This window comes from Metallosphaera javensis (ex Sakai et al. 2022) (assembly GCA_021654415.1).
In the GTDB taxonomy this organism is placed as follows: domain Archaea; phylum Thermoproteota; class Thermoprotei_A; order Sulfolobales; family Sulfolobaceae; genus Metallosphaera; species Metallosphaera javensis.
This window is the reverse complement of the sequence record AP024487.1, coordinates 269,851-294,045: the sequence shown is the minus strand read 5'-3', so window position 1 is coordinate 294,045 and position 24,195 is coordinate 269,851. Positions and strand designations below refer to the sequence as shown.

Sequence of the window (24,195 nt, the reverse complement as noted above, 5' to 3'; positions counted from 1 at the left end):
TATGGTTCTAACCACGGTGTCGCTAACTCTTAGCAATCAAGTCTACCTCTGAGGCTAGTAATCCGTAGGAAGGATTACGCCTAGCCTGTGCCTTTAGTATATCCCTTAGCTGGACTAGGAGACTGGAGATATCTGAGATGACCTTCTTAGCCACGTCATCGGGTAGCTGTTCCATGGATATTCTCTTTTCTGAAGAAGAAAGGAATGGGAGGTATTCGTCCTGTGACGTAGTGATGATGGCCAATCCCTTCCTGTCTATCACGTATTCATGTGTTCCTTTCTTTCCCACCGTTATCGCGACGTCATCCGAGGGAGGTAACAACTTGGTTATCTCAATTAACACCTTGATGAGATTCTCCTTTGTTTCGCTCAGTCTTAACGTGTTTAAGGACGACTTCAATGGTTCCAATTTATCCATCATGCTCACCTAAGTCCTTGAAAGATCGTAATGACCTATGGGAGGAGGAACCGGAACTCTGACTTTCAATCTACCTTGTTTTAACCACGGCGAAATCATATATGCTACTCCATTCCTTTCCCAGCTTAATATTTTCCCCTCCGACCGTGAAACACCTAGGCTTTCCGCAATGTCCAGTGACGTTCTGAAAACAAACTTGGTATTGGCCAGCTGTACGATTATATCGCTCAGGTCTGACGGGTTATGAGTTGAGAACAGGAAACCAATTCTCCTCCTGCGTCCAAGTCTCATCATCACTGATATCTTTCCTGCGACTCTCCTGACGTAATTGCTGTCCTCCTCTCCTCCCTTATTTGACGGAAAGAACCTGTGGGCTTCATCTATTATTATCAACAGTTTATTGTTGATCTCACCACTTCTCATTTTACTTTCTCTATACTGGAAAATCCTATCTAGGAAATAGTATGTTAATATTTTCTGAGCGAAGTCGTCCAGCTCCTGATTATAGAGGTCAATTGTCAGTATCCTAGAACTTGAAAGCAGATCTCCCAGGGACGTTCTGGGGGAACGGAGGTCGAAAAGTCCAGTCTCGCGAAGCAGGTAAAGTCCACGAAGTATGTTCTCCCTAGTGCTTTTATGAACCTGTAATTTCTCGAAGTTCTCCTCGTTCATGTTTTCTATGAACTCGTCAAGGCTCTCCACGTCCTTAAGCTGGGCGGTAATTATCTTAAGGAAATGGGATGCCTGCTCGCTAAAGTATGGGTTAAGCTTATGAACTATCCTCCTGTTTTCTCTGAAAGAGAGGTAGAAGGGGTTTATTTCAGCGCTTGATCTCCAGTGATCTGAAGAGAGTTCAATTCTTCTTCCATTGATCTGAACGTTTACTCTTGTCCCCTTTTTCTCTATGTAGTTAATCAGAGGCTTGATGTAGAGATTGTAGTAGGTTTTGGTTATCTCCTCCTCCGTTCTTTCCTGGGTGTATTTCCTGAGCCAGCGGTTGGTCACCGGGAAGATAATGCTGGTATGTATTCCATTCACCGGTCCGTTCAGCTTGTTATAATCCTCAACTCCCCTTCTGACGTGGTCAGAGCTTAGGTCTGGCGGAAGGAAGGAGTGATAATAATCTCCCGTGGCGTCGAAGATAATCACCTGCTCATCCTCCATCCCTGCCAGCGTCGCTATAACGTCCTTAATGAACGATGTCTTGCCAGCCCCTGTGGTGCCTATGACTAGGCTATGGAAGTTCAACTCCTCTGGCGGAATGCTGACCTTTGCCTCAGAGTTAGAGATGTCTAGGAAGCCAAGCCTCAACTTACCACGATTGATCCCCATAGCTCTCTCCACAATCTCAGGGTAGGGGATGATCACGGGCGATTGTGGTTCAGGAATTATATCTGCAGGCACGGGTTCTCCCCTACCCAGGGGGTCAAGCCTAGTGAGCATTTCACACTTGAGTATGACGTTTCCGATGAGGGTTCCCGGATCATCGTCTTCAACCAGTTTAGGGGTGATGTCCGATGAATTGAACAGGGAGGAGGTGATATCGCTCCTCTCATATCCAACGACCTGAAGGAGAATGAACTCAAGGGTCCTGATGTCCACTGTCCCTAGCAGAATTCCCATCCTTCCAAGGTATTCATTGGAGTAGTATGTTTCCGCGTCAACTACAGCGTTTACGTAAAGGCTCTCCTGGTCTATCCTGTTGGGCATGTACTTGGAGATCTTCCCCACCATCTTCCCAAGGCTCACAGCCAAGGCCCTAGCCCTGCTGGTCCTCTCCCTCATACCATTGTAGAGTTCGTCAATCAAGCCCCCAATCCCTCCAGTCTACTGTAGAAACTCGACTGCATACCTCCCCTTGACAGTTGCTGGAGTAACATGTTGAACACCGCATTTGATACCTCCTTGGCAACCTTATCCGCAAAGGCTAGCGGTAGCGGGATCCCGTCAGAGGAGATGTGAGTGGATAGGATGGTTTCAGGAGCGATGGAATCCGTGAGGCTCTCCACCCTCAGTATGGAAAACCTCTCTAGAAATGGGTGGAATGGAATCACAAGATAGTTGGAAAATATTTCCATCTCCTCCTGCTTTCCCTCAAGGGGGCCCACCACAAGGGGTCTAAAGGGAGGTTTGAAGTTCCTCTTAACCAGGTGAACCAGGAAGGCCTCGTCGTTGGAGAAGGAGGACGGGTTAACCCTGTACTTCATGATCATCCTCTCCCTAACTTTTCCATCTTTCAAGGATTCGATCAGAACAGTGGAATGGTTAACCCTTTTGACTACACCTACAAAATTTTTCTGTAAAACCTCCTTCCTCCTCTGGATAAGCCTTTGAGCTACCTTCCTATTAAGGTACATGAACTTGGGTAAGAGAGGTCCGTCAACCAAAACCAAAGGACTATCCTTCACCTTCTCCAAAGAGGATGTCTCCAAAGAGAATCGGAGCTCGGTCTCCAACCTGGTCAGGTCCTGCTGAAAGGGGTTACCCTCCATCTGAACCCTTGATACGGCTGGATGAAGGAGGAAGTCCTCAATCCTCTCCGGACCGGTAAAGGGAGTTGCAAGGGCAATAAAGGGTTCCTGTAGATCAAGACTCATGCTCGGTTCAAATGAGGGAAACATACCCTTAATCCCCTTTGAACTCGAGATTGCAGAGACTGAGCTGACCGAAATTAATCCTTGGGAAAGGACAAAGCTCCTACTGCTACCGTCAACTGCAACAACTTCGCTTGATAGTTTAGGTATTTTTTCCACAATTCTAACCGTGTCATCACAAGGGCTCAGGCTCACATCCTCTACCCGATCCAGAATCTGGTTAAAGGGCGGGCTCTCTAGGTGAAAGATAATGTACTTTGTGACTATACTATTGAGTAAATCGGATAGCCCGCCTCCTGCTTCCATATTACGATATTAACAATTATAGAAATATTTAAATATAATGTATTACTTATGCCTTGAGAAGTTGCCTAGCTGCCACCGTAAGCGGATCCCACACCTGAGATATTGCAGGTAAATAGCCCATTTCTGCAAAGAACATTTCCTCGACAGTAAATCCTTTCATGAGGGCCACGGAGATGGCATCAAGTCTACCCAGAACCTCCTCTCCTCCTACTATTTGCCCACCAAGAATTCTCTTGCTGTTTTCATCCGCAATTAACTTCACGTATATATCCTTAGCACCTGGGTAGTATCTAGCCCTGGTCTTGGATCTAATGGTTGCAGAGACGGGCCTGAATCCTGCATCCCTGGCCTCGCTCTCGTTTAATCCCACCTTTCCTATGAACATGTCATGAAACTTTGTGATCATGTTACCCGCTGTGCCCGGAAACTCCGTCTCCTTGCCACCTATGTTGCTCCCGGCCACAAATCCCATCTTATTCGCAACTGGGGCAAAGGGCATCCACACTTCCTTCCCTGATACCACGTGAATGCTTTCAGCAACATCACCTGCAGCGTATACTCCCTTCATGGATGTCTCCATGCGACGATTGGTTTTTATGGCCCCTGTTACCCCTATCTGTAACTTGTCCTTGAACATGCCCACGTTTGGTACCACTCCAAGGGCAAGGACAATTCCATCGACCTGATACTTTCCCTTGTCGGTCTTTATGTAGCCTTCACCTATCTCCTCTGTGCTCTCGTTAAGATGCAACTCCACCTTACCCTGAATTAGCTTAGTCATTACGTCTCCGAGATCATGGTCCAGCATCTTGTTGAGAATGTAAGGGCCCCTGTGAATTAGAATAACTCTCTTTCCCACGGAGTCCAGTGCCTCAGCCATTTCCACTCCAAGTATTCCTCCCCCCACCACGGCTATCTTGTTCATGGACCATAGCTGTTCCCTAATCTCAACCGCGTGGGCAGGATGATGTACATAGAAAATCCTCTTCCCTTCAACGCGAGGAAACGTCTTTGGTAGAGCTCCAAGCGTAACAACCAACCAGTCATACTCGAGCGTTTTACCTGAGTCAGTTTTCACCACTCTGGCATCAAGGTCGACTTCGTTGGCCCTTGTGTTCGTTAACACCTCTATTTTCCTCTCGCTCTCGAAGAAAGAGGGAGTATAAGTCATGAAGAGATTCTCGTCGTTGAACAATCCCTCAATAAAATAGGGTATTCCGCAGGGCGCATGACTGACCATCTTTGTGGCCTCAATCACTGTAATTCTGAGGTCGGGCCTAAGTCTTCTTGCCCTGGAGGCGGCACTCATTCCCGCCGCTCCTCCCCCTAGAACCACTAAACTCTCGGGCATATTCACTCTGATTACGCCAAGACTTTTATGCATAGATGAATAGAGATAAGCCATGAAATCCACAACCAAGATAGGAGAGATTTTAAGTAACTTGGAGAAAACAAGTTTTACAGGCCTCAGTGTGGCCGAACAGGGGATTGTGAGCTTTACTAGGGCTCAGTTGAAGAAGATTATGGAACTTGCAGAGAGATTTGAGAAGGGGATTGAGGCAAAGAATTGGGATGACGCAATAGTTAACTTTCTCAGTTCCGTTCAGAGGGTAAATCTACTTTACGCCTATCTGATGCAACCCTCTGTCTTAAGCTCACTGCTCTCAGGTAAAATCTGGGACATGGTGGAGAGTGTCCTTGAGGGAATGTCCGAACTGATGGGCGAGTTCATTGTCACCCTCAGGAAGAACCTTAAGGATATGAACATGGAGAACATATCCGTCTCTATGAACTCGTCTCCTCCATCGTTCAATATCTCCCTTGTGATGAAAAATGCATAATGTTTTCCTGGACTGGGATAAACTTTTTCGAGATGCGGAGAAAATAGAGGTTCCAGACATCAAGTATGACAATGTGATCTATACGGGAATGGGAGCCAGTTACATTCCGGGTGAGATGGCTAAGATACTCGAGCTTCCCTTTGACTACTCCGTTTATAATGGTGATCCCTCTAGGTTCAGGGCCAAGGGAAAATTCTCCTTACTTGCCTTCAGCAGGTCTGGAGATAATATAGAGACGTTACTGGTGACGAGGAGAGCCTTTGAGCTTGGTGCAGACGTTATATGCGTTTCGGCTGGAGGAAAACTGGCGGAACTGTGCAGGGAGAGGGGCGGAAGGCATGTGAACCTGTCCATGCAGGCCAAAATGGCCAACGGACAGGACTACCCATCAAGGGTTTGGTTCCCTCTCCTTTTCACGGCACTCGTTAAGATCCTGAACACAAGGACTGGGGACCAATATAAGGTTTCGGAACTGACAGAAGGGGTGGAGAGTAACAAAGAGAGGGCTTTGAACCTGGCCAGGAGACTGGTAATGTTAGTTAGGGGTAAGATACCTGTATTCTACGGTTCCCTCTATTTCCCGGTGGCAATTAGGTTTAAACAGGATCTGAACGAAACTGCTAAATACCCTGCCTTCTACGGGCCTATTCCAGAGTCCAACCATAATGACCTAGAGGCCTACGTTAAGGGACAAAATCTTCAGCCCTTCGTGATAGGGGACCAGGATATAGATTACGTGACGCTATCCGTGATTAAGGCCGAACAAATACTTCCCGTGGCTACTACTCCCTTGCGTAACGTGTCATATCTGGTCCTTCTGTCAGGTCTCACATCCCTCCTCCTGGCAGAGGAGGAAGGGTTGACGGAAGAGGAGGCCTTCAGTGACAGCAACCTTAAAATCGCAAGGAAGTTGGCAAACCTAATCCTGAAGTGATGGGGCTTGTTGCAGGTATATAACACCTTGGGGAAGAGGATTCAAAGTTTCAAGCCTAATGAACCTAATACCGTTAAGATGTACGTGTGTGGTCCCACAGTATATGATGAGGTTCACATTGGGCATGGCAGAACCTTTGTTGCCTTCGATGCCATGAGCAGGTATCTCAGGGTGAAGGGATACAACGTAATCAGGGTTCAGAACATAACCGACATTGACGACAAGATAATCAATAGGGCGAGGGACTTGGGCAAGAGCTGGAACGAGGTTTCCGAATATTACTCCAAAACCTATCTGGAACATATTGGTGCCCTCAAGGTTAAGATTGACATGCATCCAAAGGTCACCACCCACATCAACGAGATCATCGATTTCGTTCAGAAGTTAGTTGATAGCGGACACGCATATGTGGCCAACGGGAGCGTTTACTTTGATGTGGATACGTATCCCGGGTATGGAGAGCTGTCCAATGTGAGGAAGGAGGAATGGGATCAGGGAGAGGAGATAGTTAAGGAGAAGAGACATCCCTACGATTTCGCTCTCTGGAAGGCATATAAGCCGGGTGAACCCTACTGGGAGTCACCGTGGGGGAAGGGTAGACCTGGATGGCACATAGAGTGTTCCACTATGTCCACTAGGTATCTAGGAAACAAGATCGACATCCACGGAGGTGGAATGGATCTGGTGTTTCCCCATCACGAGAACGAGAGGGCACAGACAGAATCGCTCACAGGGTCAACTTGGGTTAAATACTGGATGCATGTGGCCTTTCTCACGATCAAAAAGGAGAAGATGTCCAAGTCCAAGGGAAACATTGTTCCGTTGAAGGAGGCGTTAAGCAAGTATGGGCCATCCACGCTCAGGTACTGGTTCCTCTCCTCGCAGTATAGAAACCCCATAGAGTATAGTGAGGAGATCTTGGAACAAAGTTCGAGGTCGTTACAAAGGCTAAAGGACGCCATCTCCATACTCAGGAAGATAGTTCAGAAGGGACCGATCCATTATGTCAAGGAGGAAGACGTGAAGGTACAGGAACAGGTCATAGGGACCATTTCCAGGTTTGATGAACACATGGAGAACGACTTTGATACGTCCAATGCATTAACAGCAATACACGAGTTAGCATCAATAGTGTTCTCAAAGCTACAGTATAGTGAGGACGTATTTGGGGCATTAATAGCGTTGGATGGGTTCAGGAAATTCAACGAAGTGTTTGCGGTGATGGATGAGGAATTTTCAGCAGAGCTTGACAGGCTGGCCAAGGTAATTGATGCAGTGATAGAGGTTAGAAACTATCTCAGGAAAAAGCAGATGTATGACCTCTCGGATCAGATTAGGGATATACTCTCCAGGAGCGGTATCAAGATACTGGATTCTAAGGAGGGTTCTACCTGGAGATTTCAGTGATCAGGTAAGGCATTTTCTCCCCCTTCCAGAACCTCTCCAACATTTCAAGGGTTGTGGAACTTACGTTGAGCTTTCTTATTTCCTCCAGCGAGAAGTATCTCGCATCTCCCGCATCTGAAGAGGCCTTGAGTTCCCCTCCCCTAACTTCACAGATGAAATCGAGGATGACGTAATGGTAACCCTCCCTGAACACCTCAACCACGGCCATGAGCACTCTGGGTTCTACCTGCAATCCAGTTTCCTCAGCCGTTTCCCTGATAACAGCATCCCTTATTGATTCCCCAAACTCCACCTTTCCTCCTGGAATTGCCCACATATCTTGGTTAGGAGGGTGTAATCTCCTCACCAGTAGTACCCTGTCCAGATTGAAAATCACTGATCCAACTGCAACTAAAGGTCTCTGCATGTTTTTAAGTGGGGATAAAAGTTATTAAAGCAACGCATTGTTCTATACTGATGTCGCAATTGAGGTCCATAATCGCGCTATTAATCGCCCTAACTTTCACCTTTGCCTTGGTTCCGCTCGCTGGTAGCCTCACGTTTTACCCAAACGGAAATCAGGCCATTCCATATCAAGTCCCCACCAAGCTTAGCTATTCGCTCAGCGTTTTCAATATCACTAAAGCTGGGAATATCACGAAGCCCTCCCTCATAGAGAGTGCCTTCGTAAACTACGAAGTTGTTAATCTGAACGGAACATGGGTTAAGGTGAACGTCAGTTCAAATTACACCGCAGTTAAGAACGTTACCTTTGTGGAACCGGGAAGTTACACCGTTAATTATGCCATGAGTCCTCTAAACATGAGCTACCCTTATCTTTACCCGGGTTACATGTCTAATTCCACATCTTACGCCATTGAGTCCAACGTTTCCACGGTTATTCTATCATTCATTAGTTCATCTAAAAACAACGTTACGGGACAGGTAACCTACCAGTATTCCGAAATTTTGCCAGAAAGTTTTACATTTTCGGTAATGCCATCAGGTGTTATCCAATCCATCAACAGGACTGTGTCAGGTCTAGAATTTGTCATGAACCTGACAAATTATCAGCTCTCCAACGAGCTTCAGCCCACTAACTTCACAAGTAGGCCTGGTTACGTCTACGTGAACATGACCTACTCCAATTTCTCGGCGACATATCAACCCTCGGGTTACGTAGAATATGTTTACCCTGCACTCCTTCCGGGAAACATTCTTTTGATGCTTCAATATAACATCAATGAACTCAATGCCTTTCCCTTGGGAGGTTTCACCTCACTGAACGATAGGCCTGTAAACTTCGTTATCCAGGTGGGAACCCCAATCACTTTGAACACAAACTTCATCAATAACGTGAACGGTTCATTGACGTGGAACTCGCTCAAGCTGTCTTACGTCGGCAATGTTACCAAAACTGTTCAGGGTACAACATACAACTTGGAGGAATACACATCTAAGGTGACAAGAGGAAACATCACCTTTGCCACAGCCACAGTTTACGCGTTAAAGAATATGGTCGTGGAAGTGAACTATAATCAAACATTTCCTTCATTCTCTAGCTATAAACTGGAGTTCATTAATGGCTCCTACATAAATCCCAGCCTTCATTTCCCTTACCTTACTGGATATCAGAATACCACCCTACCCTACGAGGCTATTAACCCTTCAGAGTCCTTTACAATAGCCGTCGTGGTCACCTTAATTGTTATTGCAATTCTTGTAATTCTACATAGGAGATAGAGGTTAGGCATAAGTAATTAAAGCACGGCAGAGGAAAAATTTTTTAATAATACATCATGATTAATTATTAATGACTTCGGTAGAAGAAGTTTTAACTTCGAATTTATACACACAACAGACTAAAAAATTATATAAGATAGGGGAAATCCTAGGACTGCATGAGGACCAACTCACGGCCCTATCCACTCCTGAAAGGGTAATTCAGGTCAAGATTCAAATCAAGGGAAAGGACGGGACCATAAAGACGTTCACAGGGTGGAGATCACAGCATAACAGCGCATTGGGTCCATATAAGGGAGGAGTAAGATTCCATCCCAATGTTACCCAAGATGAAGTCATAGCACTTTCAATGATAATGACTTGGAAGAACTCCCTCCTTCAGCTTCCCTATGGTGGAGGTAAAGCTGGAGTAAGGGTGGATCCCAAGTCACTAAGCAAAGAGGAACTGGAACAACTATCTAGGAACTTCATTGATGCAATCTACAAGTACATAGGGAGTGATATAGATGTACCTGCCCCAGACGTTAACACCGATTCTCAGATTATGTCTTGGTTCCTTGATGAGTACACTAAAATCTCAGGTAAGATAGATCCAGCCACTTTCACAGGTAAGCCCATAGATTTGGGAGGACTTGCTGTCAGGGAGTTCAGTACTGGGTTAGGCGTTGTTCATACGGCTAAATTAGCTGCGGAGAAATTCTTGGGTGGTCTCGAGGGAAGAAAGGTTATAATTCAAGGATTCGGCAACCTGGGAAGCTTCGCCGCTAAGTTCTTTGAGGAGAATGGAGCCATAGTGATAGGAGTTAGTGACTCGAAAGGTGGTGTAATAGACCCTAACGGACTCAGCTATTCGAAGCTGGAAGAGGTGAAAAAGAGCACTGGATCAGTGGTGAACTATCCATCCGGTAAGAAAGTTAGCAATGATGAATTGCTTATCACCGAAACTGACATACTGGTCCCTGCAGCCCTTGAGAACGTGATTCATAAATACAATGCGCCCAAAATAAAGGCTAAATTAATCGTTGAAGGCGCAAACGGGCCGTTAACAGCTGACGCGGATGCAATTCTCAAGGATAGGGGTATCCCGGTGGTTCCCGATATCCTAGCCAACTCAGGTGGAGTGGTTGGAAGTTATGTGGAATGGGCAAACAATAGAATGGGTGAGATAATAAACGAGGAGGATGCAAAGAAGTTGATCCTGGGCAGAATGGAAAAGGCATTCAATGAGGTATATAACAAGTACAACTCGCTAGGTGATCAGGACCTGAGGACAGCCGCTATGGTAGTAGCAGTGGAGAGGGTAGTAAGGGCAATGAAGGTTAGAGGCCTAATATAAAGGGGAGTACAAACAGCACTACGAGAATTACCGTTATTACCAATGCAACTATAAGCATCCACTTCTCAATTTTTTTAGAAGTGCCAAAAATTATGGGTATAGGACCTATAAATATTACACCACCTGCCTCAGCTTTTCTCTGCTCCTCATGTGATTCTTCTCCTTGCTGTTTCACCGCCCTTACCATCGTCAGGACAACGTCGGCAAAAACTAGGATAAACCCCAGGAATATTAGTAGAAAGGCAAGGGAAACCAGATTCATGAATTACTAAATAACCTGAGCGGTTTTAATCTTATTTACGAGGATTTCCATTTCCTTGGGGATCTCAATGGAATCTATTCTAGATATAATATCGCCTATGGACGATCTCATGCTACCATAATCGAGTCCCCTTCTCTTGAGGACGTTCATTAACCATCTCGCGTTGTCCTCCCTGGAGAGATCCCTCATCTCTTTCTCGTCGGGATAAATCCCTATTCTCTTGAGGGCCTCCAACATTCCGCTCTTACTGTAAAATGACTCCACTTCCCTGCTTAGAGGTAGACAAAGATCCTTCAATTCTAGGTCTATCTTATCACAAAGGCCCAAGAACAGCATGTCCAGTTTAAGCATGTTCCTCAGTTTGAGCCATGTCTGCAATTCAAGTTCGTTCCTCACAGTGTAGATAACGATGCCATTATACTCTGGGTTTACATTCAATTTTCTTAGCCAGTTCAATATCACATTGGGTTCCGCCATCTCACTTGTCACAATTATAGTCTTGTTGAAGAGGAGGTCACTTATGTTGACATTAAGTAGCGAGAATGCAGACTTCACATCCTCGGTTGGTTGAAAGTTTACGGCCTTAGACGCAGTTTGACCTCTCCTCAACACGATGAAACTATCCACATCGGAGGACACAATGAAGGGAGAATGTGTGGTCATAAATACTTGCAGAACATCGCTTTCAGTCCATGATTTGAGCAATTTGGCCATTTTAAACTGCATTATGGGATGCATGTTAACCTCAGGCTCCTCTATCAGGAGGATCTTGTTCCCGCTTAGCCATATTACGAAAAGTATGAGAATGATTCTCTGGAAACCGCTTGCTGCCAGGTCTATATAGATTGGCAGGTTGTACACGTTGAGGACAAGTTTCTTTGAGTCCCAGATCTCAATTCCCTTAACCTCTGGAATGGTGTTGCTCACCAGGTTGGCGAAATCGTACCAATACTTTCTCAGGCTAATGGGCGACCTGTTCAGGCCTATGATCCTGTTGAGCACATCATCGAAATAATTTTGATCGAAAATGGGAACATACTCCACCTGACTTGAAGCATAGTCCAACAACTTCTTGGCTTGATCAATTTCATCCTTGGAGGGTACAGATCCATTTATCCTTATTAGGTCTAGGTCCCACTCAAGATATCCGTTTATATATCTCAACTTGTTTACTAGGTCAATGTTCATGGCCATGCTCTTTCCCACAACTTTCTCAACTTCCTTCTCACCAAACTGCAACCTGCCTCCAAGAAGAATGGGCTTGCTTGTGTCGTAACTGTTCCACATTAGCAGATATTCTTGGTTCTTATCCTCTATGGATCTCTTCTCCAAGCCCGCTGATAAATTCTTGATGTATAGATAGATGGCAGTTAACAGGTTAGTCTTCCCATATCCATTGAAACCTACAATTACGTTGAAGCCTCCAACGTCTCTCAATTCCACTGACTCCAAACTCCTGAAATTATTAGCGTAGAATTCGGCTAGCCTCAACAGTATCACTAGAGAGTATTACTCCTTAGATTGATATAACCATTGGGCCCTTAATAGCCGTATTTTCCCGAGATAGAGAAAAAAGGGAGTATTATCAGCCGAATGCCTTTAAAGGGTTGCCCTGATCAGTCCGCCGTCCACGGGGATAAGGGCTCCACTAACGTAGGTGGAGAGGGAGGAACTTAGGAAGAGAATAACGTTGGCAACTTCCTCCGGAAGACCTATCCTGTTCAGGGGAACTTCCTTTACTATCTCGGATATTACCTGTTCCTCGGTCTTTCCCTCTCTCGTTGCCCTATCCCTGGCCAACTGGTTCACTCTCTCGGTTAGAGTCCATCCAGGCATCACTCCGTTAACAAGTATACCCTTAGGGCCCAGTTCTCTGGAGGCTGACTTGATCAGACCTGCAAGTGAAAGTCTAACCACGTTGGATAGGTCCAGATTGTCAATTGGTTGTTTCAGGGTCATTGAGGTGGAGAGAATAATTCTTCCACCAGGCTTCATGTACTTGGCCGATTCCCTGGTGATCACAACAGCGCTCATTAGGAGTAAATTGAATGCGTCCAACCAGTCCTTGTCGCTTAACTCTTGGAGGTTTCCGGGTTTTGGACTTCCGGTAACGTAGACTGTCACATCTAAGCCATTCATAATGTCATGAGCAGACTTCACTAACTCCTTAGCCTCCTCCGCCTTTGCCAGATCTGCTTGTACCATGTAAACTTGTCCAAGACTCCTTAACTTTTCATAAGCTGCCTTCAAAGACTCAAGGTTATGAGAAGAGATGGTGACAGTGGCCCCCTCCTCCAGAAATCTCTTCGCGGTAGCAAATCCAATTCCCTTACTTGAGGCAGTTACGAGAACCCTTTTACCCTTTATTCCCAGATCCATCTAGATCCAAGAATTTATCGAGTGTTATGGCTTTTGAACCTGTTGTGACGAGTCTCGATAGTTTTTGAAAATCCTCCTCCAGATCGCGCCTGAGTGTAGGATTGTAGAGTGCAGCAGCGGGATGATAGGTGGGGAATATGGTGACTACACCGAATCCTAGATCCATGTTGAAAGGTTTTCCGTGACAACGCGAGATGGGAGTTAGGGGAACTCCTGCCAAGGTCTGTAAAAATCCCGTGGAGTGCCTTCCAAGGGTGACAATAACCTTAGGTTTAATCAATTTTATCTGCGCAACGAGGTATGGGGAGCAGGCCTCAATTTCTTCCTTCTCAGGATCCCTGTTGTTAGGCGGTCTGCATTTTACCACGTTAGTTATATAGACCTGTGTCCGGTCTCTACCCAAGTATTTTCTTATTAAATCGTTGAGTAGCTGCCCGGCCGAACCCACGAAGGGTCGACCGGTTTCATCCTCCCTAGCCCCTGGAGCTTCTCCAACAAAAACCACGTCGCTTGATGGGTTCCCCTCACCAGGAACCGCATGGGTTCTAGTTCCAGAAAGGGAGCATTTATGGCAATTGATAACTTGATTATCAATGTCCTGCAACGAACTCATTTCTTTCTTTCATTACATTCCCAATTTTTATGTCCTTGGTCATGAAGGATATACCAGTCATGACCACCGCCAGAAGGGTTGCCAGCAAATAGATGAGACTGAAGGCTTGGTCAGAGGGAATGACCACGGGATAATAAATCGTGGTTCCTCCCATTGGTATGATCTCCACGATACTACTTTGATATGTCCCCATAATTGCTCCAGCTACCGAAGGGCCTATAGTTCCGCCCACTAGCCTGAACACGGTGTTAATTGAAGTTGCCGTACCCATGACTTGCCTTTCCACGGAGAAGGTAAGTAAGTTAACAAGACTGACATTTAGAAGTGTGGCGCCCAGCATTGCCAAGGTAGCGAAAGTAATCACTAGGTTGATTGATTGAGACTCTCCTGAAGAGGTAAGGAGAGATAGAACAAGATAAACGGGGATGAGTGCAGTTGAGCCCACTATCATGACCTTTCTTGGACCGCTTCTGGATATAGCCTTTCCAGCTAGGGGACCTCCTATCAATTGAACAAGTGCCGTTGGTAGCAGGGCCAGTCCTGTAGCCTGAATATTCAGGTCGAATCCTACTGGACTCGGTTCCTCAAACAAGTAAGTTAAAGTCTGGGAGCCCATGAATATGGCAAAGCCTGCCACCACGGCCGCTACGTTGGCCACAAGAACGTTCCTTCTCTTCAATAGCTTTACAGATATTAGAGGAAAAGGAGTGATACTCTGAAAGTAAATGAAGGTTGCAAAGGTAATAGCGGAGAGAAGTAGCGTCCCTATGGTAAGGGGAGATGACCATCCCCAAGTTGGTGCCTCACTGAAACCTAGGATCAAGGAAGCTAACGAAATTGACAGGACCCCCGCACCAACAAAGTCTATCCTTGTATTCGGATTCTTGAACTTGGATTCCCTGATTTGCGTGGATGTAAGTATTGCCATTAGGGCCACGAATGGGATAACCGTGTGATATGTGTACTGCCATCCAAAGTTTTGTGAGATATAAGCGCCTATGGGGAGAGCTATTGCAGAACCTGCTCCGAACATTGCACTAACTATTCCCTGTGCGGTGGGAACTAGCTTGGGCGGAAACTCCTCCCTGATTAAGCTGAACGCCAAGGGAAACATGGCGAGCCCCAACCCCTGAATAGCCCTCGCAAATATCAAGAAGTCGAAGTTTGGCGCGAATCCTGTCAAGGTAACACCTACTGCATAGATCCAGATAATTATGGTGAGAACTCTTTTCTTCCCAAACATGTCCCCCAGTTTTCCAGCAATTGGATTCATTACAGATCCGGTTAGGAGATACACTGTCAAGACCCAGCTAACTTGGGCTGCGTTAACTCCAAAATCATCCTCTATCTTTACTAGGGAGGGAATGAGCATTCCCTCAGTGTACATTACAACAATTGCAAGAGGGGCCAGAACGCTCAAAGCCTTATATGCATACTTCAGATCGTAATCCTTACCTTCACTGGATCTGTCCTTAGGAACTTCCATGGCGACAAGATATATCTAAAAGGGATTTTAAACTTGAGTAAGTTCAGTTTATCGACCCTCACGTCACTGATCTGATTATGTCGGCGTCATCATTGTACCCCGCCCGGCTGAGGACTCTCATCAACCGGTTTCACCGACTCGAGCCCTGATAAAGGGCGGGGCTTTCTCGCTCTCTTAATAATCCTGTATATATAAGCTATTAAGACCATTTGTCCGAAATCCACTTGTATCGCTGACGCACCATTATACTTTATCAGGAAAAGAAAAGGTAACACAGTTATTTGGGGATGCCAAACTAGCCAAAGTACGTAATAATTGAAGTAGTTTAGGAACACAAATGAGAGTGCAGAGGAATCTATTATAAGGTTCTTGAAAAGGCCCTTAGATCCCCAGAACAGTATACTGGAGACAATGAAAATGAGAAGGTTGATGAATGCAATGAACGAAATCCCTACAGGCACTCCCAGATTGTAATATGCTCCATCAGACGCATAAACTTTAGGCTCGTCAAGCGGTGCCACGCCCCCAAAGGGAAATGTGATCAGAATCAGCGCTATGGCCCCTCCTATGGAGTATAATACATATGTCTTGGTGTTAATATCTTTCCCAGGTTCAGATGTCATGATCAATCTCCTCTAAGCGGATAAATGTAATAGGGACATGAGTTATTTATCCTCTATCCATATTTATGAGACATGTCAATTCCAAAGAAGTTCTATCAACTCCAGGACCTCATCCTGCTTAGGACCTCACTGGAGAAGGTTAAATTACATGTGGATGAAAGAAAGGAAAAAACAGTTTATCAATGGGTTAATAAGGAGCTAACAGAGTTTCAACGTAAACATGATAAGGTAGGTTGCAAGGAGCAGGGGGACGAGATTATCAGGGCCATAAAGGAAGAGAGATGGGATTTAATCAAGAAAAACGTGGATTCTTGTCTGAATTTTCTTAAGGAGGAAATAGAAAAAATGTACAGAGAAATGGCTGATTCTAACGTCAATGTATGAGAAGAAACAATCCCTTGTAATTTTCGACCATGATGTATATTGCCACGGCTATGATGATTAGGGCAAAAGCCTTTCTAAGTGTTCCCCTAGGTAATCTGGAGGCTACAGAGGCTCCTCCGTAACCTCCTAAAATCCCTCCCACTAGATAGAGGATACTTATGACAGGTAGAACGTACCCGTATATGGAGTAGACTGTTGCAGAAGTAATTCCAAAGGTTCCCACAGCAATTAGAGACGTTCCCACGGCCTTAATCATGCAAAGCCCAGTACTGAATAGTAGACCTGGAACAATCAGGAAGCCTCCTCCTATGCCGAAGAATCCGGAGGCGAAGCCCACAAGTAGTCCTGTGGGAATAACTTTGACCAGTGATAGTCTAGCCAGCCCTCCTTCAGAACTGGCTTTTATCCCATCTGCGGACCTTTGCCTCAACATCAATAATGCAACCCCAATCATTAGGATTCCGAAGAAGAATAGCAGGGATTTACCCGGGGTTATATGGCTCACGTAACTTCCCAGCGTAGCTCCTGCCACTCCTGGAATTGTGAACGTTACGCCTTCAAGGATCTTTACGTTTCCCCTCCTGAAATGCATGTAGCTGTTAATATATGCGTTTAGACCCACCGCCAGTGCAGTGGTACCTAGAGCTATATGATCCACGAAGTTAGTATACTCGGCTGCCAGTGCAGGAGAAGAGGAGTATTGGGGAGGGATTGTAGCTAGCCCAACAAAATAGAGAAGGAGCGGAACAGCTAGAATTGATCCACCACCTCCAATCAACCCTAAACTGAATCCCACGAGGACTCCAGCTATAACTGCAAGGAAGTATTGTAAGGGAGAAAGTAGTACTTCAATCATAAACCTTATTCTAGTTAAAACTTTAAAAAGTTTCCTTTGATCAAAATGTAGACCACAATAATAATTGCAGTCGCTATTGCCACTCCATAAAGGTACTTGTCAAGAACCGAAATGATTACTTGCCACGTGCTTGAGAAGTATATTCCAATATAAACCAGTACGGTATCCCAGATCAGATGCCCCGCGAAGGTGGCAACTATAAAGAGGGGTAACCTCATTTTGCTGAGCCCAGCTGGAAAGGAAATGAGAGCCCTGAACGCTGGAACGAATCTAAAAAGGAACACCGATTGGGTACCGTATTTGGCAAACCATCTTGAGAGGGCATCCAGTTTGTCGGGCGTAAGCTTGAAGAACTTACCATATCTGTGAAGGAAAGGAACTCCAAGTTCCAATGCAATGTAATAATCAATAAGTGATCCAACAAGACTACCCACGGTACCTATCACAATTCCCAGATATGGATCAAGTAAACCCTTCGTTGAATAGTAACCCACTAGGGGCATCACTATCTCGCTCGGGATAGGAAGTGACATTCCCTCCAAAACCATTAACGCGAAGATGTAAATGTAAGATGGTTGTACGCTTATCACGGAATTCCATTCCCATGTGGGCACTTATTAGGTTTTCCGAGATATTCATATAGCTTCTCTATTATCTCATCTGGAACCTTCAGTTCAAACTGCTTTGAGTAACTGCAGGCAGTCTCTGGATCAATCCCAACCTTGACGAGAAGGGACTCCAGAACCCTGTGGGCTCTTAAGGCCTTTGTTAGGCTTTTCCTACCCTCCTCTGTAATGTAAATATTGTTGTTCTCCTTTGATATTAACCCCTTTCTTTCCAGATGTTTCAGCTCTTCGAAGGCACTTGCTGGCGAGACTTCAATCTGCTTGGCAATGATGGAGAGCTTCCCGGGTTTACCCTTATCGTTAATGTCCTTTATTGCTGAAAGGTAAACAATTTCCCTTTCGCTTATGTCCATCACTCTTATAGTGGTAAAGTAAAGTAAAAAGTCTTTACACATGAATTCAGTTATAGTATCCCTTCTCTACATCGGTATCATGCTTGTATCAGCCAAACTAATGGAGGCTGGGTTCTCTCGACTTGGATTGACTCCCTTCGTTGGTGCCATAGTTGCTGGCATACTTCTGGGCAGAGGCGTTCTCGGGATCATTACACTGAATAACATCATTTCTTTCGTGACCTCGCTTGGAATAGTTTTCCTTCTCTTTCTGGCAGGCGCAGAGGAGTTTGGAGGGGAAATACAGTTTGACTCCAGAGTCTTCATCTCTTCCATCGTTCTCCTTACTATTCCTCTACTTGTGGTAACGGCGTACCTATTCGCTGTTCACGTTCCATCACCCCTTGTGATAGTCTTTCCCCTCATAATGACAAGTGTTGGTCCTCTCACCAGGCTGTTGATGGACACGGGACTCGTAAAAACGGACATGGGAAGAAGGTTATTTTACCAGGGTACACTGGTCGAGATAATCTCGGTTATTCTTTTTGCCATAGTGTCCAAGTCCGGTCAGCCAGTACAGGTAATCAGGCAAACACTTGAAATTGTGATACTCTTTCTAATAATTTTCTTTGTAGGCCCCAGGATCGCAAGGGCTTTAGAGGGGATTGAGGGTTTCATAAAGGTAAGGGAAGTGGAACTGGCATTCCTGTTGTCCGTCATAATGGTGACTGGATATATTGCAGAGATATTCGGATTCAACTCGGCCATAGCGGCTCTCTTTCTAGGCTTTCTATTGAGGGATTACCTGAGAGATAGACCAGATTTAAGGGAGAAGATGCATGGGTTAACATATGGTTTCTTCGAGCCGTTATTCTTCGTGAGCATAGGTCTCTATTTTGCGCCATTGAATCTGTATATAGCGTCCGTGGGTTTAACGCTAGCTTTACTGGTCTTTGTCTCAAAGTTCCTTTCAGGATACATCACTTCATTCCTGGTTAAGGAGGATGGAATAGTCAACGGACTGGGTGTAACCACCAAAGGAGGTGTGGACTCCTCTCTGTTGATTTCGGCCCTAGTTTCCGGTTATCTGGGCCAGACGCAGTACTCATACTCAGCGCTGGCAATTACTATGATTGCTCTGGTTGTGCCGTTGCTTTTTAAGGCCAAGGTAAGGGGAGTAGGTGGGGCGGAGGAGAGTAGACCAGGATTTAATCAGAGACTCGGTTCCCTAACCGGGATAACCCCGCTTTATGTTGACGCTGAGACCACGTTAAGGGAGACAATAAACAAAATGACAGAACGGGGCGCCAGAGCCATAATAGTCGTTGATGGGGAGAGGAGGCCCATGGGGCATATAACAGTTCAACAGTTACTGGAGATAGATCCCTCCATGTACTCCGTTCTAAGGGCGGGAGATCTTGAACTGAATGAAACGGTGATCATGGAAGATACGCAGAGAGTCATTGATGCGCTCAGAAAATTCAGATCTACGGAGAGCGCAGTGATAGCTGTGGTGGATAGGGAGGGAAGGCTAGTTCAGACAATCTATGAAAGGGAGCTTTTGAGAATACTCAACTCACTCTAGGGTCTCTCAGCCGGGAATAATCCTTTCATCCCTCAACCTACATCGATTTCATCATTCAGAGCCCGAATTCCTTTAACGTTGCGTATATTGTCCCTTCACGATTTATATCTTCCTGAAGTGGTTCCCTCACTCTTCCCACGTAGAGCCCCCTATATCTTAGGGCTATCTTCACTCCAGCCGGGTAATCCTCTCCTGATACCGCCGAAGCCAACCTGATAACCTTATGCTGTTCTTCCATGGCTTTCTGAAGGTTACCCTCCTCAAAGAAGGTGAATATATTCCTCACGAACTCGGGAGCGAAATTAGCCACTGCAGTCACCACGCCGTCTCCTCCGTACATTAGCGAGGGCAGAATGAGGTGTTCGGTACCCATGAATATTTCAAACCTGTGATCCTGCTTCAGTCCTGTGTATTCGTGAAAGGAGACCAGGTCGTTCGTGGTGTACTTCATGCCTTGGATTATCCCCTCCTCCGCCATCCTCCTTGTGAGATTTAGGTCAATGTTGTATCCCACGTAACTGGGTATATTGTAAACGTATACAGGAACCCCAATCTTGGAAAGGGATTCGAAGAACTTGAAGAGCCCAAGTTCTGATGGTTTATGATATATGGGAGGAAGGGAGAAAATCTTCGAAGCGCCCATGTCCACTATCTCCCTTGCAAGTTTCACCGAGTTGTCGGTAGACTCTTCATTTATTCCAATTATGGCCTTCTCGCCTAGGATTTCTATTGAGGTCTTGGCAACCGTTAATTTCTCGGTTGTAGTAAGCATCTTGCATTCCCCTGTCGTCCCCATCACCCAAAAACCTGTAACGCCCCTGCTTAAGTCAAAATTGTAAAGGGTTTTCAGACCCTCTAGGTCTAGGTTACCCTTCTCGTCGAAGGGAGTAACATTGGCAACTATAATCTGTTTCATGAGAGTATGTGGAAGCATCGCAAATAATAAGTTGTTGCAGAACACGACCCAAAGAAGGAACTTAATCGGGTTGGTACACGATTATGACTAAAAATCCCTAAAGATTAGAGATCCGTGGCTGACAATGTGCCTTTTCATGCCAGCACGATCTGGTGGTTAGGACGTGCCCTAGCCTCATAAGTGTAAGAAGTTTTCAACCCAACTGGGAAACACGATCGAATCTACCTGATAATCACTTCCACATATTCGGTATGACAACTGTCCCAAATCGGTATCCAAAGTTCCCCAGGAGGCACATTATTTAGCTGTAATGTTATATTTATTGAAATGTTATTTTGTGTGAATACCTCCTGGAATTCCAGCACTCTGTAAAATCTATTGTCACCAATCATGTGCACAAAACCGTTACCTTCAAGCGTAACCGTAAAGCTAACCGTGCCGTTGGGTGAAGACGTTACGTTCATGGGATACACATCGATGTTGCTGGGACACCTCGGGAACAGATTCTCGGTGCCGTTTATTGGAGCATCATAGATAGCTAAATCCATGGTACTATAATTCAGGTTCGAAGAATTCCCTGTCACTGCCAGGGGAGTGAAAAGTATCTGGTGCTGACTTCCGCCAAAGTAAATTCCTGTCTCCATATCATCCCTAAATCCCCTATCGTGAAAGGGATAGAAAGGGAGACTGGCTATCATTATGGAAAGGTATGCCAGAGCTACAGCCGTTACGATGCCAGCAAGCATCAGAAGTCCTGTTCTCACAAACCTAAGTTTCCCTCATTGGATTATATACTTAATCCAAATCTACGTCTCTTTTATTATCTGTCTAATGCATTTATTTCCCTGAGACGATTTTCACTCATGAGGCTTCTGATAAATGGGGGCCTACCACATGATTCCGGAAAGACTAGGTTTGGACTCACCCTCATTTCCCTCCTTAAGGAGGTTGGCATAGATCTTTTTCCCTTGAAACCTGTTGCAGGCCATAACGCGTGGTATAGTTACTCAACATTGACGCGGAGCCTAGAACTGGGAATACTTGCGGGTAATGACGCGTTGAGTTATCATGATAGCACAGGAGAGAGAGTCGAGGAAATTAATCCATTTGCCGTTCTGCTCTTTCCGGTAGATCCTGAGCGCATTGAGAGAAATTTTCCATACTACCTCTCCTTGATGGACAGGGGCTACCCCGTGATGCTTAGGGTAACAGATGAGAAGAGAAGCGTCTATCTTCAGGGTCCATCCAACCTCATCCCTCAATCTATGGAGGATGTACTGGAGAGGTTGAGCTCGCAATTCAATCCAGTTACCGTGGAAGAACAGGAAGTATGGGGATTTCTGGAGAACGCAGGTAAAATAGTGTATGAGAGCGTTGTCAGGATCCTAGCTCGTCGTAAGGACGTCCTCATAGAGTCCTATAACAATGCTTCCTGTCCTACCTACTACCCACCTGGAATTGATTACGTCATTACAGTTGTCCCTGGAAGGGTTTATGTCTTCGATGGAAGGGAATACTCCAATTTCCTCAAACTTTCCTCTCTTCCTCCCTGGCTAATCAGATCCGAAGGGGCGTTTAAGTTCCTAAGACCACAGACCTACGCAATTGAGCTGGCAACCTCGCGTAGTTCTGCTCTTATAGATTTTCTAGTGAAAAAGGAGTTTATTTAGTTTTGGCAATTTTCCCAAGCTCTTTTATAATACCAAATAGAAGACCTAAGCCACTTTGCACGTCAGGATCTTTCATCATTCTGTAAATATCTATGACAGACTTAACGGGTTTGTGTTCCTCCTTAAGCGCGTTGCCTACAGCATTTACTAGGTCGAGAGTGCCGTTCCAGTTTTCTATGAGTTGGAGAGTCTTATCGTTCACCAGTGATCCCATTATCTTTCCCAGGGTCTCGGGGTCGTTGAGAATGCCTATTATGGGATCCATGAGACCAGAATTTCTAAGAGATGACAACAATTTAAATACATACTGGAGATCATCAGTAATATCCTTATCCATGAAAATTTTTACTAGAGATCCCAAATTATTCAGTTGTGTTATCATCGAAAGGGTGTTATCGTTGATAATGGACCCCATAATTTTTCCTATTAGTTCCTCATCCTGTAACGCACCGTTCACCAAATCAAGTATGCCCATTCTATCTAAGGTTCCCAGAAGATCCAAGACCCTGTTAATTGTCATTAGGTTGTCTGGGCTCATCAACTTGTCTATGGTCTGAACCTCAAGGGTTTCCACGAGCCTCACCAGCTTCCTAGGAACTTCTCTAGGACCATATCACCCTTAGTCCACATGAAGTACTTGGTGAACAACTCCTTCTTTAGGTGGTTTACTGCCGCAGGTTGGGCCACGGAAACCTGACCGCCGTACCAGGTATCGTCCTTCACAGAGACGGCATACCCTTCAAGCGGGTTATCGGCTACGCACACTATGGTCGGATAATAGGACTCCACCTTCGTATGTATGCCTAGTCTGTTGGCTAGATGCTGGGCAGCAATTCTACCAGTTTGAACTGCTAAGTATCCCAGCTTGGGCACAGTCAAGGCGTTAGAGTCACCCACAGCATAGATGTTATCGTACTTTATGGATTGCATGTTCAGGTCGGTTGGAATAAATCCACCATCGTCTACCAGGTCTTTCGTCGAGGCCTTTAGTGCAGGATTCCCTGTATATGGGGGAAGTAATATACTCAGGTCTGACTCCAGCTTATTACCCTTCTCATCCACTATCTCCTTTTCTCTTAACTCCTTAAGCCTGAAGTTGTGCACTAGCTCTATTCCCAGCCCCTTATAAATCTCAGCAACTGCCTTTCTTGATGCAGGAGAAAGGTCTGAAAGATACTCTCCAGGAGAATATACTGTTATTTTCACCTTGTCCCACATTCCCTTTCTTGTGAAGTATCCGTGAAGCATGAGAGACATTTCGAATACAGGACCCTCACACGCAGAGTCTGCCTGAGGCACAAAGTTCTCTGGAACCTTCGGTTTAGGGTTCTTTCCTTGATAGAAGGGACCCGATCCAATGGTTATGTGACCTCCCTTGAAGTCCTTCAGTCTGTCCCTTAACTTGACGGCGAACTCAGGCTCGCACACACTATACCCGAACTGATCCCATCCCTTGATGAGCTCCGTTCCTAGATGAGCTCCTATTCCCACCATAAGGTAATCGTACTCTTCCTCTCCCATTCCACCGTCTGGTTTCTTGTAGTAGACGATCCTAGACTCTGCATCTATCTTCTCTACCTTCCCCTGAGAAAATGATATCCCCTTCTCTGGCATTGCACTGGCTAAATCAATTCTGAGCTCCTCTACATCCCTCACACCTATAGCTACGTGGGGTAAAGCTGGCCTGAAATAGGTGAATCTGTCCTGGTTCATTAACTTTACTTCAGCCTTGCTTCCCAACAGTCTCTTCGCGTTATAGGCGGCAGTTAATCCGCCGAATCTTCCTCCTAAAACTAGGACCTTTGTCATTTCAGATCTTTTACCGTTTTGTCGTGTCACTTAAAAAACTTTATTTCAATAAATCTGAACAAAATATCTATTTAATATAGGTAAACTTATTATTTT

Annotated in this window: 26 protein-coding genes; 8 read left to right on the top strand and 18 right to left on the bottom strand. The window is 45.4% G+C overall.

Translation table 11 applies throughout. The features are described 5' to 3' along the window. Positions 1-22: 22 nt before the first annotated feature. From QVC96_RS01750 to QVC96_RS01735, 4 genes are read right to left on the bottom strand one after another with little or no spacing between them, the layout of a single operon-like run. Entirely contained in the window at positions 23-418 is a 396-nt protein-coding gene (locus tag QVC96_RS01750; protein ID WP_287689767.1) for a hypothetical protein, read from the bottom strand. A gap of 9 nt (positions 419-427) precedes the next feature. Next, positions 428-2,203 (bottom strand): ATP-binding protein, encoded by a 1,776-nt coding sequence (locus tag QVC96_RS01745; protein ID WP_287690537.1) that lies wholly within the window; start codon positions 2,201-2,203, stop codon positions 428-430. A gap of 20 nt (positions 2,204-2,223) precedes the next feature. Continuing rightward, entirely contained in the window at positions 2,224-3,318 is a 1,095-nt protein-coding gene (locus tag QVC96_RS01740) for a DNA double-strand break repair nuclease NurA (protein ID WP_287689766.1), read from the bottom strand. Between the two features lie 46 nt (positions 3,319-3,364). Further along, complete coding sequence (locus QVC96_RS01735; RefSeq protein WP_287689765.1) at positions 3,365-4,669, bottom strand: FAD-dependent oxidoreductase; 1,305 nt, start codon at positions 4,667-4,669, stop codon at positions 3,365-3,367. Positions 4,670-4,721: 52 nt separating this feature from the next. Between QVC96_RS01735 and QVC96_RS01730 the strand changes: the two genes are divergently transcribed. From QVC96_RS01730 to cysS, 3 genes are read left to right on the top strand one after another with little or no spacing between them, the layout of a single operon-like run. After that, complete coding sequence (locus QVC96_RS01730) at positions 4,722-5,159, top strand: hypothetical protein (protein WP_238025658.1); 438 nt, start codon at positions 4,722-4,724, stop codon at positions 5,157-5,159. Beyond that, on the top strand, positions 5,152-6,093 hold the full coding sequence (locus tag QVC96_RS01725) for an SIS domain-containing protein (RefSeq protein ID WP_238025659.1): 942 nt from the start codon (positions 5,152-5,154) through the stop codon (positions 6,091-6,093). The genes QVC96_RS01730 and QVC96_RS01725 overlap by 8 nt, the downstream gene beginning before the upstream one ends. 6 nt (positions 6,094-6,099) lie before the next feature. Beyond that, entirely contained in the window at positions 6,100-7,500 is a 1,401-nt protein-coding gene (cysS, locus tag QVC96_RS01720) for a cysteine--tRNA ligase (RefSeq protein ID WP_287689764.1), read from the top strand. Here cysS and QVC96_RS01715 read toward each other — a convergent pair. Continuing rightward, complete coding sequence (locus QVC96_RS01715) at positions 7,481-7,906, bottom strand: NUDIX hydrolase (protein WP_287689763.1); 426 nt, start codon at positions 7,904-7,906, stop codon at positions 7,481-7,483. The genes cysS and QVC96_RS01715 overlap by 20 nt on opposite strands. Positions 7,907-7,956: 50 nt before the next feature. Here QVC96_RS01715 and QVC96_RS01710 point away from each other — a divergent pair, with 50 nt between their 5' ends. Both QVC96_RS01710 and QVC96_RS01705 read left to right on the top strand, forming a co-directional pair. Then, positions 7,957-9,222 carry a hypothetical protein gene (locus tag QVC96_RS01710; protein WP_287689762.1) on the top strand — a complete coding sequence of 422 codons (1,266 nt, stop codon included), beginning with the start codon at positions 7,957-7,959 and terminating at the stop codon, positions 9,220-9,222. Between the two features lie 70 nt (positions 9,223-9,292). Continuing rightward, on the top strand, positions 9,293-10,558 hold the full coding sequence (locus tag QVC96_RS01705; protein WP_287689761.1) for a Glu/Leu/Phe/Val family dehydrogenase: 1,266 nt from the start codon (positions 9,293-9,295) through the stop codon (positions 10,556-10,558). Here QVC96_RS01705 and QVC96_RS01700 read toward each other — a convergent pair. The 6 genes from QVC96_RS01700 to QVC96_RS01675 form a co-directional block, all read right to left on the bottom strand. Further along, complete coding sequence (locus QVC96_RS01700; protein ID WP_287689760.1) at positions 10,542-10,820, bottom strand: TIGR00304 family membrane protein; 279 nt, start codon at positions 10,818-10,820, stop codon at positions 10,542-10,544. The genes QVC96_RS01705 and QVC96_RS01700 overlap by 17 nt on opposite strands. A gap of 6 nt (positions 10,821-10,826) precedes the next feature. Further along, entirely contained in the window at positions 10,827-12,311 is a 1,485-nt protein-coding gene (locus QVC96_RS01695) for an ATP-dependent nuclease (protein WP_238025870.1), read from the bottom strand. A gap of 108 nt (positions 12,312-12,419) precedes the next feature. Then, entirely contained in the window at positions 12,420-13,199 is a 780-nt protein-coding gene (locus QVC96_RS01690; protein WP_287689759.1) for an SDR family oxidoreductase, read from the bottom strand. Beyond that, the gene (gene udg, locus QVC96_RS01685) at positions 13,177-13,812 is read right to left on the bottom strand and encodes a type-4 uracil-DNA glycosylase (RefSeq protein ID WP_287689758.1); all 636 of its coding nucleotides are present in this window, start codon (positions 13,810-13,812) and stop codon (positions 13,177-13,179) included. The genes QVC96_RS01690 and udg overlap by 23 nt, the downstream gene beginning before the upstream one ends. Next, entirely contained in the window at positions 13,790-15,298 is a 1,509-nt protein-coding gene (locus QVC96_RS01680) for an MFS transporter (RefSeq protein WP_287689757.1), read from the bottom strand. Before QVC96_RS01680 ends, udg begins: the two co-directional genes overlap by 23 nt. A gap of 89 nt (positions 15,299-15,387) precedes the next feature. Further along, positions 15,388-15,921 (bottom strand): hypothetical protein, encoded by a 534-nt coding sequence (locus QVC96_RS01675; protein ID WP_287689756.1) that lies wholly within the window; start codon positions 15,919-15,921, stop codon positions 15,388-15,390. A 72-nt stretch (positions 15,922-15,993) separates the two neighbouring features. On the opposite strand from QVC96_RS01675, the gene QVC96_RS01670 reads away from it, so the two are divergent. Further along, positions 15,994-16,305 carry a hypothetical protein gene (locus QVC96_RS01670; protein WP_287689755.1) on the top strand — a complete coding sequence of 104 codons (312 nt, stop codon included), beginning with the start codon at positions 15,994-15,996 and terminating at the stop codon, positions 16,303-16,305. Here QVC96_RS01670 and QVC96_RS01665 read toward each other — a convergent pair. The 3 genes from QVC96_RS01665 to QVC96_RS01655 are packed head-to-tail and all read right to left on the bottom strand — an operon-like array spanning position 16,295 to position 18,140. Continuing rightward, on the bottom strand, positions 16,295-17,161 hold the full coding sequence (locus QVC96_RS01665; protein ID WP_287689754.1) for a sulfite exporter TauE/SafE family protein: 867 nt from the start codon (positions 17,159-17,161) through the stop codon (positions 16,295-16,297). The two genes, QVC96_RS01670 and QVC96_RS01665, sit on opposite strands and share 11 nt — an antisense overlap. Positions 17,162-17,175: 14 nt before the next feature. Beyond that, complete coding sequence (locus tag QVC96_RS01660) at positions 17,176-17,751, bottom strand: DedA family protein (protein WP_287689753.1); 576 nt, start codon at positions 17,749-17,751, stop codon at positions 17,176-17,178. Continuing rightward, a complete protein-coding gene (locus tag QVC96_RS01655) occupies positions 17,748-18,140 on the bottom strand; it encodes a metal-dependent transcriptional regulator (protein ID WP_238025672.1) in 393 nt (130 codons plus the stop codon). The genes QVC96_RS01660 and QVC96_RS01655 overlap by 4 nt, the downstream gene beginning before the upstream one ends. A 40-nt stretch (positions 18,141-18,180) precedes the next feature. On the opposite strand from QVC96_RS01655, the gene QVC96_RS01650 reads away from it, so the two are divergent. Beyond that, positions 18,181-19,704: a cation:proton antiporter gene (locus QVC96_RS01650; RefSeq protein WP_287689752.1), complete on the top strand. Its 1,524-nt coding sequence runs from the start codon at positions 18,181-18,183 to the stop codon at positions 19,702-19,704. A gap of 55 nt (positions 19,705-19,759) precedes the next feature. On the opposite strand, the gene QVC96_RS01645 is transcribed toward QVC96_RS01650, so the two are convergent. Together QVC96_RS01645 and QVC96_RS01640 are read right to left on the bottom strand one after the other, a co-directional pair. Beyond that, positions 19,760-20,620, bottom strand: coding sequence for a dihydrodipicolinate synthase family protein (locus QVC96_RS01645; RefSeq protein WP_238025674.1), 861 nt, complete (start codon positions 20,618-20,620; stop codon positions 19,760-19,762). A 221-nt stretch (positions 20,621-20,841) separates the two neighbouring features. Further along, positions 20,842-21,384, bottom strand: a complete 543-nt coding sequence (locus tag QVC96_RS01640; RefSeq protein ID WP_287689751.1) for a hypothetical protein — start codon at positions 21,382-21,384, stop codon at positions 20,842-20,844. Positions 21,385-21,483: 99 nt separating this feature from the next. Here QVC96_RS01640 and QVC96_RS01635 point away from each other — a divergent pair, with 99 nt between their 5' ends. After that, complete coding sequence (locus tag QVC96_RS01635) at positions 21,484-22,290, top strand: ATPase (RefSeq protein ID WP_287689750.1); 807 nt, start codon at positions 21,484-21,486, stop codon at positions 22,288-22,290. Here the strand turns inward: QVC96_RS01635 and QVC96_RS01630 are convergent. Together QVC96_RS01630 and QVC96_RS01625 are read right to left on the bottom strand one after the other, a co-directional pair. Next, positions 22,283-22,864 carry a DUF1641 domain-containing protein gene (locus QVC96_RS01630; protein ID WP_238025680.1) on the bottom strand — a complete coding sequence of 194 codons (582 nt, stop codon included), beginning with the start codon at positions 22,862-22,864 and terminating at the stop codon, positions 22,283-22,285. The genes QVC96_RS01635 and QVC96_RS01630 overlap by 8 nt on opposite strands. A 5-nt stretch (positions 22,865-22,869) precedes the next feature. Next, complete coding sequence (locus QVC96_RS01625; protein WP_238025681.1) at positions 22,870-24,099, bottom strand: NAD(P)/FAD-dependent oxidoreductase; 1,230 nt, start codon at positions 24,097-24,099, stop codon at positions 22,870-22,872. Between the last annotated feature and the right edge of the window lie 96 nt (positions 24,100-24,195).

What these genes read in the sequence shown, in the direction of transcription:
- QVC96_RS01665 (WP_287689754.1), bottom strand. Translation starts at nt 17,161, where the DNA reads ATGATTGAAGTACTACTTTCTCCCTTACAATACTTCCTTGCAGTTATA.
- QVC96_RS01710 (WP_287689762.1), top strand. Translation starts at nt 7,957, where the DNA reads ATGTCGCAATTGAGGTCCATAATCGCGCTATTAATCGCCCTAACTTTC.
- QVC96_RS01705 (WP_287689761.1), top strand. Translation starts at nt 9,293, where the DNA reads ATGACTTCGGTAGAAGAAGTTTTAACTTCGAATTTATACACACAACAG.
- QVC96_RS01750 (WP_287689767.1), bottom strand. Translation starts at nt 418, where the DNA reads ATGGATAAATTGGAACCATTGAAGTCGTCCTTAAACACGTTAAGACTG.
- QVC96_RS01730 (WP_238025658.1), top strand. Translation starts at nt 4,722, where the DNA reads ATGAAATCCACAACCAAGATAGGAGAGATTTTAAGTAACTTGGAGAAA.
- QVC96_RS01675 (WP_287689756.1), bottom strand. Translation starts at nt 15,921, where the DNA reads ATGACATCTGAACCTGGGAAAGATATTAACACCAAGACATATGTATTA.
- QVC96_RS01645 (WP_238025674.1), bottom strand. Translation starts at nt 20,620, where the DNA reads ATGAAACAGATTATAGTTGCCAATGTTACTCCCTTCGACGAGAAGGGT.
- QVC96_RS01740 (WP_287689766.1), bottom strand. Translation starts at nt 3,318, where the DNA reads ATGGAAGCAGGAGGCGGGCTATCCGATTTACTCAATAGTATAGTCACA.
- QVC96_RS01635 (WP_287689750.1), top strand. Translation starts at nt 21,484, where the DNA reads ATGAGGCTTCTGATAAATGGGGGCCTACCACATGATTCCGGAAAGACT.
- QVC96_RS01715 (WP_287689763.1), bottom strand. Translation starts at nt 7,906, where the DNA reads ATGCAGAGACCTTTAGTTGCAGTTGGATCAGTGATTTTCAATCTGGAC.
- QVC96_RS01745 (WP_287690537.1), bottom strand. Translation starts at nt 2,203, where the DNA reads ATGAGGGAGAGGACCAGCAGGGCTAGGGCCTTGGCTGTGAGCCTTGGG.
- QVC96_RS01670 (WP_287689755.1), top strand. Translation starts at nt 15,994, where the DNA reads ATGTCAATTCCAAAGAAGTTCTATCAACTCCAGGACCTCATCCTGCTT.
- QVC96_RS01700 (WP_287689760.1), bottom strand. Translation starts at nt 10,820, where the DNA reads ATGAATCTGGTTTCCCTTGCCTTTCTACTAATATTCCTGGGGTTTATC.
- QVC96_RS01690 (WP_287689759.1), bottom strand. Translation starts at nt 13,199, where the DNA reads ATGGATCTGGGAATAAAGGGTAAAAGGGTTCTCGTAACTGCCTCAAGT.
- QVC96_RS01625 (WP_238025681.1), bottom strand. Translation starts at nt 24,099, where the DNA reads ATGACAAAGGTCCTAGTTTTAGGAGGAAGATTCGGCGGATTAACTGCC.
- QVC96_RS01655 (WP_238025672.1), bottom strand. Translation starts at nt 18,140, where the DNA reads ATGGACATAAGCGAAAGGGAAATTGTTTACCTTTCAGCAATAAAGGAC.
- QVC96_RS01725 (WP_238025659.1), top strand. Translation starts at nt 5,152, where the DNA reads ATGCATAATGTTTTCCTGGACTGGGATAAACTTTTTCGAGATGCGGAG.
- QVC96_RS01680 (WP_287689757.1), bottom strand. Translation starts at nt 15,298, where the DNA reads ATGGAAGTTCCTAAGGACAGATCCAGTGAAGGTAAGGATTACGATCTG.
- udg (WP_287689758.1), bottom strand. Translation starts at nt 13,812, where the DNA reads ATGAGTTCGTTGCAGGACATTGATAATCAAGTTATCAATTGCCATAAA.
- QVC96_RS01650 (WP_287689752.1), top strand. Translation starts at nt 18,181, where the DNA reads ATGAATTCAGTTATAGTATCCCTTCTCTACATCGGTATCATGCTTGTA.
- QVC96_RS01735 (WP_287689765.1), bottom strand. Translation starts at nt 4,669, where the DNA reads ATGCCCGAGAGTTTAGTGGTTCTAGGGGGAGGAGCGGCGGGAATGAGT.